General features: G+C 52.5%; 14 protein-coding genes. 1 reads left to right on the top strand and 13 read right to left on the bottom strand.

Annotation, left to right across the window (positions count from 1 at the left end; genetic code table 11):
- Window positions 1-26 precede the first annotated feature (26 nt).
- On the bottom strand, window positions 27-296 hold the full coding sequence (rpsO, locus tag FD30_RS00935) for a 30S ribosomal protein S15 (protein ID WP_024746116.1): 270 nt from the start codon (window positions 294-296) through the stop codon (window positions 27-29).
- A gap of 278 nt (window positions 297-574) precedes the next feature.
- Between rpsO and rpsT the strand changes: the two genes are divergently transcribed.
- The gene (rpsT, locus tag FD30_RS00930) at window positions 575-829 is read left to right on the top strand and encodes a 30S ribosomal protein S20 (protein ID WP_024746115.1); all 255 of its coding nucleotides are present in this window, start codon (window positions 575-577) and stop codon (window positions 827-829) included.
- A gap of 83 nt (window positions 830-912) precedes the next feature.
- On the opposite strand, the gene holA is transcribed toward rpsT, so the two are convergent.
- The 12 genes from holA to FD30_RS00875 all read right to left on the bottom strand — a co-directional run bounded on the left by holA (window position 913) and on the right by FD30_RS00875 (window position 12,235).
- A complete protein-coding gene (gene holA / locus FD30_RS00925) occupies window positions 913-1,947 on the bottom strand; it encodes a DNA polymerase III subunit delta (protein ID WP_056943526.1) in 1,035 nt (344 codons plus the stop codon).
- Window positions 1,944-3,392, bottom strand: coding sequence for a DNA internalization-related competence protein ComEC/Rec2 (locus tag FD30_RS00920; protein WP_263862282.1), 1,449 nt, complete (start codon window positions 3,390-3,392; stop codon window positions 1,944-1,946). The genes holA and FD30_RS00920 overlap by 4 nt, the downstream gene beginning before the upstream one ends.
- Window positions 3,349-4,188 (bottom strand): ComEC/Rec2 family competence protein, encoded by an 840-nt coding sequence (locus tag FD30_RS11845; protein WP_268872082.1) that lies wholly within the window; start codon window positions 4,186-4,188, stop codon window positions 3,349-3,351. Before FD30_RS11845 ends, FD30_RS00920 begins: the two co-directional genes overlap by 44 nt.
- Before the next feature lie 23 nt (window positions 4,189-4,211).
- Window positions 4,212-4,682 carry a ComE operon protein 2 gene (locus FD30_RS00915; RefSeq protein WP_225426452.1) on the bottom strand — a complete coding sequence of 157 codons (471 nt, stop codon included), beginning with the start codon at window positions 4,680-4,682 and terminating at the stop codon, window positions 4,212-4,214.
- 45 nt (window positions 4,683-4,727) lie between these two features.
- On the bottom strand, window positions 4,728-5,402 hold the full coding sequence (locus tag FD30_RS00910; RefSeq protein ID WP_056943524.1) for a helix-hairpin-helix domain-containing protein: 675 nt from the start codon (window positions 5,400-5,402) through the stop codon (window positions 4,728-4,730).
- Window positions 5,403-5,490: 88 nt separating this feature from the next.
- Complete coding sequence (locus FD30_RS00905; RefSeq protein WP_056943523.1) at window positions 5,491-6,555, bottom strand: SepM family pheromone-processing serine protease; 1,065 nt, start codon at window positions 6,553-6,555, stop codon at window positions 5,491-5,493.
- A gap of 1 nt (window position 6,556) precedes the next feature.
- On the bottom strand, window positions 6,557-7,042 hold the full coding sequence (coaD, locus tag FD30_RS00900) for a pantetheine-phosphate adenylyltransferase (protein ID WP_056943522.1): 486 nt from the start codon (window positions 7,040-7,042) through the stop codon (window positions 6,557-6,559).
- The gene (gene rsmD / locus FD30_RS00895) at window positions 7,039-7,602 is read right to left on the bottom strand and encodes a 16S rRNA (guanine(966)-N(2))-methyltransferase RsmD (protein ID WP_024746108.1); all 564 of its coding nucleotides are present in this window, start codon (window positions 7,600-7,602) and stop codon (window positions 7,039-7,041) included. The genes coaD and rsmD overlap by 4 nt, the downstream gene beginning before the upstream one ends.
- Window positions 7,599-7,886 carry a YlbG family protein gene (locus FD30_RS00890; RefSeq protein WP_056943521.1) on the bottom strand — a complete coding sequence of 96 codons (288 nt, stop codon included), beginning with the start codon at window positions 7,884-7,886 and terminating at the stop codon, window positions 7,599-7,601. Before FD30_RS00890 ends, rsmD begins: the two co-directional genes overlap by 4 nt.
- A 14-nt stretch (window positions 7,887-7,900) precedes the next feature.
- Window positions 7,901-9,082 carry an FtsW/RodA/SpoVE family cell cycle protein gene (locus FD30_RS00885; protein ID WP_056943520.1) on the bottom strand — a complete coding sequence of 394 codons (1,182 nt, stop codon included), beginning with the start codon at window positions 9,080-9,082 and terminating at the stop codon, window positions 7,901-7,903.
- Window positions 9,083-9,456: 374 nt separating this feature from the next.
- Window positions 9,457-11,301 carry a translational GTPase TypA gene (gene typA, locus FD30_RS00880; protein WP_056943519.1) on the bottom strand — a complete coding sequence of 615 codons (1,845 nt, stop codon included), beginning with the start codon at window positions 11,299-11,301 and terminating at the stop codon, window positions 9,457-9,459.
- A gap of 139 nt (window positions 11,302-11,440) precedes the next feature.
- Window positions 11,441-12,235, bottom strand: a complete 795-nt coding sequence (locus tag FD30_RS00875; RefSeq protein WP_056943518.1) for an inositol monophosphatase family protein — start codon at window positions 12,233-12,235, stop codon at window positions 11,441-11,443.
- Window position 12,236 lies beyond the last annotated feature (1 nt).

Here is a 12,236-nt window from a genome sequence, read left to right as displayed (position 1 = left end):
AGGGGACCTTTTGGCGGTGCGACGAATTAACGACGCAGACCTAAGCTCTTGATCAATTCACGGTAACGTTGAACGTCAGTCTTCCGTAAGTAAGCCAACAGGTTACGACGGTGACCGATCTTCTTCATCAAACCACGTTGTGAATGGAAGTCCTTACGGTGGGCTTGCATATGAACGTTGATTTCGTTGATGTCAGCAGTCAATACGGCAACTTGAACTTCAGTCGACCCCGTATCGCCTTCGTGACGTGCGTATTGCTTGATGATTTCGTTCTTCTTTGCTTGACTAATAGCCATGGTAAATTACCACCCTTTCAAATAAGTGCCTCAAACTGAGTAAGCCGTCGGTGGCCGCCGGACAAACTAAGTTAGAGGTTTGTGCTTAAAGCACGTAAACTATACTACTGGACTTGGCTCAAAATAGCAAGTCTTGTCTTCTTAGAACCTATCAAGTAAAATTACTTTACAAGAATCACTAGCCAGCTATTGCATTCGGCTGGTGGCTTCTGTATAATAGCATACGTTGAAATTAAGATTTCCGTATTAGGATTTCTCATCTCGGAGGTGAAATTTTCATGCCAATCATCAAATCAGCAATCGAACGTGCCAAGACCAACGTTAAGGCTAACGAACGTAACTCCGCACAATTAAGCACGATGCGGACTGCCGTTAAGCGGTTCGAACAAGCGAAGACTGCCGGTGCCGACAACGCAGAAGAATTATTCCGTGTTGCTAGTGCTGCTGTTGACAAGGCCGCTTCAAAGGGCTTGATCAAGAAGAACAAGGCTTCCCGTGACAAGTCACGGATGGCTGCACGTTTAGCTAAGTAATCAATTAATCAATCGCGATTAAATGATGCATGCATGCAAAAAAGACGCGACCCTGCGGGGTGGCGCCTTTTTTATTCGCTCATTTACACCGTCGCCTTCTGCCCCGCAAACTGGGTCATAAACAACGAAAACAATAGTTCTGGGTCCAGCGTACTGGATTTCATCTGCCGTTCCACTCGAAATAGTCCCAGGTACGCCCGGTTCAAATCGGTCAACTGGAACCGGCGCTGAGTCTGTAGCGCCAGCTTCACCCGGTAGGGATGCACTCTTAAGGTGCTCGCCAGTTTTCCCTGACTGTAGCCCTGCTTGGCCAAGACCTTGGTCTGAATCAAGAGACGGAACTGGCCTTGTAAAATCGCGTTGATCCGCAGCGGTTCCTCCTTCGCCTGTAAAAGTTCCCGGTAAAGTGTTACGGCCCCCGCCGTGTTCTTCGCCAGGACTCGATTGACCAGGTCAAAAACGTTCTGCGTGAGCGTCTGGCGGACCAACCCCGTCACGGCCTCAAGTTGAATGGTCTTCTCCGGTAACGAGAATAGCTCGAGTTTCGCCTTTTCGTTCATCATTAAGGTCAGGTCAGCATCCGTTCGCTGCACCAACTCGTTCAACGCGTCCGGGGCAATCGCACACCCGTCTCGCTTGACCTGCGCCTGGAAGAAGGTCCGAACATCCCGTTCCGAAAAGTCGCCCAATTCAATCGTTGTGGCGGCTTTTTTGAGTTGCTTCACAATCTTCTTGCGCCCATCCAGCTTAGCGTACGGCGCAAAGAAAACCAAAACGGTGCTGGGCATTGGGGCCTTTAAGTACTTTTCTAAGCTATCCAGATCATGGTCGACCTTGCTTTTTTTGGTCTCCCCCGTCAAAAATGTCGGATTGTCCAGGCAGACCACCCGGCGCTCCCCAAAAAAGGGCGCCGCCATCGCATCGTCCAGTCCTACCGCCAGTGGCACGGTCTCCAGGTCGTAGCCGGCAAAGTTCATGGTCTGCTCCTCGGCTGGAATCAACTGCTTAAACGCCGTCTTTAAGCGCCGCTGAAAGTAAGTCATCTGCCCCATAATCAGGTACACGGATGCCGTCGCCTTTCCGGATTGTAAGTTCTTTAATAAGTCTGTGATTGTCATTCAGGCGGTTCCTCCTTCAAGTTTAGGGCCGTGGTCCACCAACCACGCTGCCCCCAATAAGTATACTGAATCATCCCCCGCTCCTGCGTGTTTAAAACGGGGATCTGTTGCTGAGCTAAAGTGGCTTGTGTGATTGGACTGGGGTGCCCGTATCGATTATGCCGGCCCGATGAAATGATGGCTAACGCCGGTCGCAGTTGTGCGATGAATTCCGGTGCCGTTGCGGTATCACTACCATGGTGGCCCACTTTTAAGACGTCCGTGCGTAACGTCGGCGCCAGTGCCATCATCTGACGTTCTCCCGCCTGATCCAGGTCACCCATGAAGAGGAAGCGCCGTCCACCGAACTGGCCCTGTAAGGCCAACGAGCCACCATTATCCGCCACCCCCGGCGTTAAGGGGTGCCAAACACGTAGTGCCGCCGCATCCCCCACTTGTAAGGGCCGCACCCGTTGCCGAACTGCCAACGGTAGGTGGCGTTGCCAAGCGGCCTCCGTCTCCATCCCCGCGGGAACGTAAATCGTCGCCACTTCAAAATTTGCCAAGATGGCCGGTAAATCCCCAATATGATCCGCATCATGGTGGGTCAGATACACGGCATCCAAGTGACGAATCCCGCGGCTCTGCAAGTACGCGACCACGGTTGCCTGGGCCCCGTAACTCACGGGTGCTCGTGGCGCCCAAGGCGGTTGCGGAACGGTCAGACGCCCCCCGACATCAATGAGGCTCACGCGGCGATTCCCCGCCTCTCGAATCAAGATACTATCGCCCTGACCCACGTCAAAGAAACTAACCTCTCCAGTGGGTGGATGGTGGATGATTCCAAATGCCAGACCGTAACTGACACCTAATACCATCAACCAAGTACGTCGCCGTGAAACGGGACGACTAAACACCCACCAGGTCAAGCCGACCCAGGTGAGCGCTAACCACCAAGGAGGACGCCCAAAAACCACATTGCCCGGTAATTGGGCCGCCCAGGTCAAGACCGCATCAAAGGCCCCCAAGAGGCGTGCACAGCCGGCTGCTATCTCCGGCAACCAGAGTCCCAAGACGGTCCCCACCACCGTTACCGGCAATAAGACTACCGAAAAAAGGGGAACCACCAGCCAGTTTGCAACCAAGGTCAAAACGTGCCATTGAAAGATACCGTACAGCAAGACCGGCAATCCCAACAGTAGTAACCCGACCTGGCGCCACCGGGGCGTCTCCCGCCGCAGCAGAATCAATCCCAGCGAAAGACCGTAGCTCAACTGACCACCCAGTTCGACTAACAACCCGGGATTGGTCAAAAGTCCCACCATTAAGGCCACCGTCCATCCGGTTAGTGCATCGGGCAAGCGTCCCAGACGTTGGCCCATCAACTGGACCCCGCGCATCCAACAAGCCCGGGTCACCCCGCTACCACCACCGGCCAGAATGGCATAGCCGGGCAAAAAGAACACTAGCCCCCACTCCCACCATTCGCGCGGCAGGCGCAGGTGAACGGCCATCCATTCCCCCCACAGTCAACCATAGGGCCACGTGCAGGCCGGAAATGGCAAAAAGATGAATGACGCCTAAACGTTGCATCCCCATCAACTCCGCCGCAGCTTCCGGCGCCCGAATCCCTGGAAATAGCCCTAAAGCATAGACCCGCAACGCACCCGGTAAGTGCTCACAAGCCCTTATCAGCCGAACCCGTTGGCGGTGCCACCAATCTGACCACCGCTGCCACCCGGACGAGGACGCGGGCCGGATCTGCGGCGGGGCTGTCAGTCGTAACGTGTTGGCAATTCCCCGATGGCCCCAATACGCCGCACCATCAAACTGGTTTAGGTTGGGGGCCGGCAACAGGCCCTGTTTATCACCACGAGCCGTCCAGAGCGTCGGCCCGGCCAATTGTCGCAACCGCTGATAATCCGCCGCGGTACGCGCAATTCCGGACACAACTAGCCGCTCCCCATCGGGCTGTTGGCCAATCACCCGATAGCGATTCCCCCGAAAATGCAAGTCATCCGGCTGAACGCGTAACGTTGTGGTCCAAGCCATAGCCCGGGTTGGCGACAACCGCAACCCTTGCAGCTGTCCTTGGTGCCATCCAAACCAGAGACCCGCGGCACAGCACACGCCCAGCGTCAGCCACCAAAACCGCCGCTGACGTAAGCACCAGATACGTCCTAAGGTCACCAGGGTTAGGCCGCCGCCGGCCACGGGATGACCGTTGAATACCAAGGTCAGCGCCATTACCGGCCAGCTCATCAAAAACCAATAGGCGCCACTCACTAGTGGTCAAATAACGAAAGGTGCGTCAGGAGGTCCGGCGACACGTCGATCTGGTTGACCGTCACGTGCTTTAACTTCAAAAGCTTTTGTGCATACGGATCGTTATGGTAATTCCGGAGATAAGTAATCTTGGTAATTCCCGCCTGCAGCAGCATTTTAGTGCATTGCAGACACGGAAAATCCGTTACGTAGATTTCCGCATTGGCCGTTGGTTCCCCAAACTTTGCGCACTGCAACACGGCATTCATCTCGGCATGAATCGTCCGAACGCAGTGCCCGTCTACTAAGTAACACCCCTCATCCAGACAATGGTCGTCACCGGAGACCGACCCATTATAGCCGCCCGCGATGATTCGCCGATCCCGGACGATGATTGCCCCGACCGAAAGCCGGTTACAGGTACTCCGTGTCGAAATCACCAACGCTTGCAGCATAAAGTATTGATCCCAAGGAATCCGTTCTTTTTTCACGTTCATAGCCCCATTTCGCTTAATATTCGTCTAGTATACCACGCCCTAAGTGGTCAGTTGCGCTTGTAACCGGGCCACCGTCTTCTCCCCGAAACCAGCGACTTGGGTCAAATCATTGACGGTCTTGAAGTCTCCGTGTTCCGTGCGGTAATCCACGATTTTCTGCGCTTTCTTCGCCCCGATTCCCGATAATTTCTGTAAATCCGTGACGGTAGCCTGATTCAAATTAAGCGGGATGTCCGGCCCAGCTGTCGAGGTCGCCGCCGCATGACTGCCCCCCGTTGGCCCTGGTGCTGACCCGTTTGTTGCGGGGGCCTTCTCGCCTTTTTTCGGCAGGTAAAGTTGCTGTTGGTCCACTAGTCGGGTCGCAAGGTTAACCTTCTGCCGGTCAGCGCGGTCGGTCAAGCCCTCCGCTTCCCGAACGGCATCCGCAACTCGCATCCCCGGCTTAAACCGGTACAAACCCGGTCGTTGCACAGCGCCCTGAACATCGACCACCACTTCCGTAGCATTCGATTGACTGGCAGTTGTCCCGGCCGGATGCGTGACCGAAGATTGCGCCGCCCGGTTAACGGGGGGCGTAGCGGGGGGCAACGGCGCCGGCGTTGCGGGTCGCAGTAAGAACCAGCCTAGAAGGCCGACCAGCAAAATTCCCAGTCCACCCATGATCACTTGACGGTCGCGCGCCTGAGCGTACCACCAGGTCTTCAAACGTTCCATGTACATTCCTCCCTTTCACGGTTAATTCCGTAAGGGAGGTCCCTTTTGTGCAAAAAAATCTTTTCGCCGTAACGAAAAGATTCTCGTCTTACTTATTCGGATGGGTCTTTAAGTACTGTACCGCGTCTTGGAAGGAAGTCACCGGGACCACCTTCATCTTCGGCGCATAACGCTTCGCCGTGGCCTTAGCCAACTGATAGTTGGTTTGGTGGTTCTCTTCGTACTTTAGAATCAACTTAGTCGGTTTGATGTAGGGAGCAAAGAAGACCGTCGCACCGGCTCGTTTTGCCGCAATAATCTTCTTGTCGATCCCCCCGATTTCACCCACGTTACCGTCACTATCGACCGTTCCCGTGCCGGCAATTTTACGACCTTGCCGTAAATCCTCACCGGTCAGCTGTTGATAGATCTGGAGACTAAACATTAATCCCCCAGAGGGGCCACCAATGTTCCCCGGATCCACCGTCACCTTGGTCTTAGGCGTCACTTTCACGTTATCCGTCAGCGTGATGCCGATACCGGCCTTCTTAGTGGGCAATCGCATCAGCTTAGCGGTCGCCGTCTTGGTCTGTTGATTATGCTTAAACGTAATCGTGGCCTTAGCTCCCACGGGTTGTCGCTGAATATAGCGCTGATAGCCAATCATCTGATCAAAGTGGTGACCGTTGACCTTGGTCACGGTATCCCCCACCTTTAGCTGTCGCTTGAACGGCGAATTCGCATCGACGCTAAGCACATAGATTCCTAGATACTGCCGCTTAACTGGACGTTTAGCGGCATGGTAAGCCGTATAAATGGCTTCATTGATGGCACTTTGCATATAGAAGTTCTGGACCTTATCGTAAGTCGCGTTGCTTTCGCCCCCGGTCACAGCCTCAACCGGTTCAATCGTGTAATAAGGATTGAACTTCGCGTAGAGGTAGCTTACCGGGCGGGCTTGTGCCAACGCCACCGACGTAATCATGAATTTTCCCGGCCGATTATCCGCATGGCCCGGCATCTTCACAAACGTCTTGAGATCATCCGCTTCTCCTGGCCCTTCAATGTACCGGGGTAAGGGGAAGAGAAAGAAGGCCAAAATCGCGACAACGGCCAGTGCCGTTCCTAAGATCTGCCACCACTGTCGTCGCGAAAGCTGTCGTAATCGTTTCATCCTAATTACCACTTCCTAAGCGCGCTTGTAAGGCGGTCGCCACTGCTGGTGGTACCAGGCCCGTCAAATCACCGCCGAATTTTGCGACTTCTCGTAACAGGCTCGAAGATACGAACTGGTAGCGGGCATCTGCCATCAAACAAACCGTCTCGATGGTCGCATCAAGGTGCCGGTTCATTCCCGCGATTCCTTGTTCGTACTCAAAGTCCGTACTATTCCGCAACCCCCGAATCAATACCGTCGCGTGCATGGCGTGCATGAAGTCCACGGTCAAGCCGGATTCAATCCGGACCGTCACGTTGGGCAACTGCTGAACACTCTGTTGAATGAAAGCCATCCGCTCTTCCGGCGTAAAAACACCCGTTTTCGCCGTATTCTGACCGACGACCACCACTAACTGATCGACCAACCGACTCGCACGCGTGATTAAGTCTAAATGGCCGTTAGTCAGCGGATCAAAACTGCCGGGAAAGACCGCAATCGTCATGCTGGCTCACTTCCTAACGCATAAATCGTCAAAACGGTAATTCCGTAAGTGCGCCGTTCAACAAACTCGTATCCCGACACGTCATCCGGCAGCTCTGCATTCTGGTCCGTCTCACACACGATTCGTGCTCCTGGCGTCAATAAATGCAGTTCGCGTAACTGCGTCATCTGCGCCACAATCTTTTGCTGGGCGTACGGCGGGTCAAAAAAGACTAGGTTAAATTGTTCGCCTTGCCGGGCCAACTCCTGTACCGCCCGGTTCGCATCCCGCTTCAAAATGGTAAAGCGTTCAGGGGCCTTAGTCACCGCCACGTTATCCTTAATCGTCTTGATGGCTGCGTATTGTCGGTCAATCAAGACCGCACGATCGATTCCCCGCGAAACGGCTTCGATACTGAGCCCCCCCGACCCTGCAAACAGGTCGAGGCTTTGGCCGCCTTCAAAGTACGGGCCGATAATGTTAAACATGGCCTCCTTGACCTTATCCGTGGTGGGTCGGGTGGCCATCCCCGGAACGGCCTTTAACCGGCGACCCCCAAAGTCCCCTGCTACGATTCTCATGCTTCATCATCCTTTGCTTCGTCAGTTTCGCTCAACTTGTCGCTCACACCGTTGAACGTCTCGCTAATCTGTGGTCGATTCGACGGGACGACCCGCTTCACGAACCGCAGTTGTTTCAACTGAGCCGTTAATTTCTCGACATCCTCACGGTTCACATACAAGACCACGTACCGCATCTTCTTCGAGACATACATCACGGTCCCGTAACGTTTTAATTGACGCGTCTGCTTCAAACTATAGGTGTAGACGATCAAGCTCTGACGCGGTTGCATCGTAAACGCCATAATTCCCATCTCCTTTACTCGTTTTCTTCTGCGGGAGCCGCAACTTGCGGCCGATACCCCTTCTGGCGGGCACTAATATTCAAGACCACCCCAAAGACTAGGGCCAACGTTAACGTACTGGACCCCCCATAACTAATGAACGGGAACGTGACCCCCGTAATGGGGAGCATCCCCAAGACCCCGCCTAGGTTAAAGAACGACTGCACGGTCAGGTAAGTCGCCGCACCGTAACAGATTAACCCATAGTAGGCCGAGTGACAATTCTTCCCAATATAAACGATTCGGATAATCATGATAAATAACAAGGTAATCACGAATAACGCGGTCACCAGCCCCAGTTCCTCAGCCAGGATCGCCATGATAAAGTCCGTATTAGGTTCCGGCAAGTACCCCGTCTTTTGGATACTATTCCCTAAGCCAACACCAAAGACGCCCCCGTTGCTTAGTGCATAGTACGAGTTCACCAATTGCTGACCAGAATCTTGTGAATTAGCGAAGGGGTGCGTAAACGCCACGATTCGTTGTAACTTATACGAATTCTTGGCAAAACTCATCTGAGATAGCCACGTCAAGAATGGCAAGACAACGAAGACCGCGAGCAAGACAAGGCCCACCAGATACGCACTCGCCCGTTTATAATTAAACCCACTAGCTAGAAACATCACCACCGCAATGGTAGCGTTAATGGCCGCTCCCCCTAAATCCGGTTGCGCCAGGATCAGGCCAACGATACAAGCTGTAATCACGATGGGCTCCATAAACGTCGACCACCATCCGTAATTTTCCGCCAAATCGTCCTGCCGTTTCGAAATCGAATAGGCCACAAAAATAATCAGGTAAAACTTCATGAACTCGGCGGGTTGAATCCCCACCGGCCCAATCCGAAACCAGCCAGCCGCCCCGTTAATGGTTTTCCCCACAAGGAACAATCCCAGTAACGAGAGTAACGCCACCCACAACAGCCGACGTTGCAGCGTCTTATTGCGCAACTTATGTAGATTCAACGATAAGGTGACCAATAAGATTCCTAGGCCTAACCCGACATAAATGGTCTGCTTCACCAGATACCCAAACGGACTCCCACCATTTTGGGACCCAATGTCGGCACTCGCCGAATACACCATGACGATTCCCAGGATACTTAATACCAGATACGGAACCATCAACCAATAATCCAAATACTTTAGTTTTCGCATCGTTTAACTCGCTCCAAGTCCGTCGCTAAATCAGCGACATGTCAACTACCACCAACTAACCAGTGGCTTATGGTGAGTCAAGCAACAGCTCATCGCGTTTTAATGCCTCACCACAACTCATTCAGGTCATCCAAAACTGTGCATCGCTAAGCCAACCAGCCCGACTGATTGGCTCATTACCTGAACTTAGGACGTGAGTTGCCCAACGCCCTTACCTTTAGCCAGTTAGCCCCAGAAGTGTCCAGCGCTAACGCCTCGTTTTATTGAGTATTTTCATTATAGCATAGCCCCTAACGAATTTTTCAGACAAAAAAACCGGAAGCCATACGGGACAACCCGTACCACTTCCGGTAAAGTTTCGCTTAAAATTTAGCTTATTTGTTATTCCCGTGACGTAACTTCTTGGCAGCCTTTTCCCGTTCACTCGTGTTCAGGATTTGCTTCCGCAGACGAACGTGTTCTGGGGTAATTTCACAGTATTCATCTTCGTTGATGAATTCCAGTGATTCTTCCAGAGACATCACTAATGGCGTCTTAACCTTCGCGATATCTTCAGAACCGGCAGCCCGGACGTTAGTTTGGTTCCGGCCACGCGTGATGTTCACGGAGATGTCGTTTTCCCGGCTGTTTTCACCGACGATCATCCCTTCGTAAACTTCCGTTCCGGCAGGCGTAAAGATCGTCCCCCGGTCTTGGATTGCCATGATGGCGTAAGTGGTTACCTTACCAGAGTTGATGGAAACCAGCGTCCCGTTCCGACGACCAGGGTTCCAGTTCTTGATAACTGGCAGGTACTTGCTGAAGGTATGGTTCATGATTCCGTATCCACGTGTCATGGACAGGAATTCCGTTGCGTATCCGATCAAGCCCCGTGAAGGTGCTAAGAACGTCAACCGCGTTTGACCGTTCCCAACGGCTTCCATGTTCTTCATCTCACCCTTCCGCTTGGAAAGCGTGTCAATGATAGAACCAGTGTATTCGTCAGGCGTATCGATCTGAACGGATTCGAATGGTTCGCAACGTACGTTATCAATCGTCTTGTAGATAACTTCTGGACGAGAAGCTTGCAATTCGTAACCTTCACGCCGCATAGTTTCGATCAAGATGGACAAGTGCAGTTCCCCACGACCGGAGACTACCCAAGCACCTGGGTTATCCGTGTCATCGACCCGCAATGAGACGTCAGTGTGCAGCTCCCGCTTCAACCGTTCTTCGATTTGACGAGACGTCACAAACTTCCCTTCACGACCAGCAAATGGTGAGTCGTTAGTCCGGAAAGTCATCTTCAGGGTTGGTTCGTCAATCCGCAGTAATGGAAGTGGCTCTAAGTGTGCTGGGTCCACAACAGTTTCCCCAACGTTGATTTCTTCCATCCCAGAAACGGCAATCAAGTCACCAGCCTTGGCTTCCTTGATTTCCAAACGCTTCAAACCAAAGTACCCAAATAACTTAGTTACCCGGAAGTTTTGCTTCGAACCGTCCAACTTCATAACCGTAACGTTGTCACCGACCTTAATCTTCCCCCGGAAGATCCGACCGATACCAACCCGACCAACGAAGTCGTTGTAGTCCAACATGGCAACTTGGAACTGTAAAGGTTCGTCTTCGTTGTCGATTGGTGCTGGAATGTGCTTAACGATGGTGTCAAAGATTGGTTTCATGGTGTGTTCTTGGGTATCCAAGTCAGGATCAAAGCTAGACGTCCCGTTCATAGCAGAGGCATAAACCACTGGGAAGTCCAGTTGGTCTTCATCGGCCCCTAATTCGATAAACAGGTCCAGTACTTCGTCCACAACTTCAGAAGGACGGGCACCCGGACGGTCAACCTTGTTGATCACAACGATTGGCGTTAAGTGTTGGTCCAAGGCCTTCTTCAGAACGAACCGCGTTTGTGGCATCGTTCCTTCATAAGCATCGACAACCAACAGCACACCGTCAACCATGCGCATGATTCGTTCAACTTCACCACCAAAGTCGGCGTGTCCTGGGGTATCCAAGATGTTGATTTGTTTGTCTCCGTAACGAACCGCCGTGTTCTTCGACAGGATCGTGATCCCACGTTCCCGTTCAATGGCGTTAGAGTCCAAAGCCCGGTCCTCAATGGACGTGTGTTCGTCCAACGTGTCGGACTGCTTTAACATTTCGTTGACAAGGGTCGTCTTCCCGTGGTCAACGTGGGCAATGATGGCAATGTTACGGATATCATCTCTGGTTTTCAAGAATATTTCTTCCTTTCGTGCTTGTTGAATTAGATGGATCACGGCATGTTTACAACAAGGTAAGCACGCTTAATTGTAGCGTCATTCAAGGGTAAAGTCCATCCATACCGCCCGGCCGCATAAAAAAACTGTGACCGTGTCACAGTGAGACGTCATCTTCTTCAATTCGGAGAATATCACGTTGCGCTTGTTCCGTCGCTACTAATACAAGGTTAGATGATAGCATATTGAGCGGTTGTCCGTCAATAGTTGAAGTCCGAATCCCTAATGTATTCAATAAGACTTGTCCGGCCGCAAAGTCCCACGGCTTCAAATGTGAAATGTACCCTAAAGTCTTTCCCCGCATGATACTAATCATTTCGATTCCAGCGCTCCCGTAGATTCGCATCCCCGCGCTAGCGTGGACGATGGCCTGCGTGTGCGCCACATCATGGATAACTAACGGCGCACTCATCCCAATCAAGCCATCCGCTAAAGCCAGATTGGCGGGCGCCGTTAGCGGCTGATCGTTCGCCCAAACACCACCGACAACGGGACCCCCGGCGTAGACGACATCGTTCATAACATCATAAATAAAACCTAGCTGGCCCACACCATCCTGGTAAATCCCAATCATCATGGCAAAGTTATCCCGTTGTTTCACAAAGTTCATGGTCCCATCAATGGGGTCCACAATCCAGACGCGACCAGCCATGCTAGTCAGCTGATCCCCAAAACCTTCTTCTCCCAGAATCTGTGCCTGAGGATCCAACTGCCGAATCCCACCAATCAGAAACTGTTCATTTCCCTTATCCACGTTGGTCACTAAATCCTTACGACTAGTCTTTTCGTCCACGGTTAAGGTCTGGTGCATCTTGGCTAGAACTTGCCGCCGCGCTTCTTTGAGTAAGGCAACGACATCGGTCTGTAACTGTTGCCAATTGGTTTCTGTCATG

The organism is Levilactobacillus namurensis DSM 19117 (genome assembly GCF_001434785.1).
In the GTDB taxonomy this organism is placed as follows: Bacteria; Bacillota; Bacilli; order Lactobacillales; family Lactobacillaceae; genus Levilactobacillus; species Levilactobacillus namurensis.
Note: the sequence above shows the minus strand (reverse complement) of the source record. Positions and strands in the feature narration are given on the sequence as shown.

Coding starts and splice junctions, on each gene's coding strand:
- coaD (WP_056943522.1), bottom strand. CDS start 7,042: ATGACGATTGCGGTCTTTCCCGGCAGTTTTGATCCGCTGACTAACGGC.
- FD30_RS00885 (WP_056943520.1), bottom strand. CDS start 9,082: ATGCGAAAACTAAAGTATTTGGATTATTGGTTGATGGTTCCGTATCTG.
- FD30_RS11845 (WP_268872082.1), bottom strand. CDS start 4,188: ATGAGCTGGCCGGTAATGGCGCTGACCTTGGTATTCAACGGTCATCCC.
- holA (WP_056943526.1), bottom strand. CDS start 1,947: ATGACAATCACAGACTTATTAAAGAACTTACAATCCGGAAAGGCGACG.
- FD30_RS00905 (WP_056943523.1), bottom strand. CDS start 6,555: ATGAAACGATTACGACAGCTTTCGCGACGACAGTGGTGGCAGATCTTA.
- rpsT (WP_024746115.1), top strand. CDS start 575: ATGCCAATCATCAAATCAGCAATCGAACGTGCCAAGACCAACGTTAAG.
- rsmD (WP_024746108.1), bottom strand. CDS start 7,602: ATGAGAATCGTAGCAGGGGACTTTGGGGGTCGCCGGTTAAAGGCCGTT.
- rpsO (WP_024746116.1), bottom strand. CDS start 296: ATGGCTATTAGTCAAGCAAAGAAGAACGAAATCATCAAGCAATACGCA.
- FD30_RS00875 (WP_056943518.1), bottom strand. CDS start 12,235: ATGACAGAAACCAATTGGCAACAGTTACAGACCGATGTCGTTGCCTTA.
- FD30_RS00910 (WP_056943524.1), bottom strand. CDS start 5,402: ATGGAACGTTTGAAGACCTGGTGGTACGCTCAGGCGCGCGACCGTCAA.
- FD30_RS00890 (WP_056943521.1), bottom strand. CDS start 7,886: ATGGCGTTTACGATGCAACCGCGTCAGAGCTTGATCGTCTACACCTAT.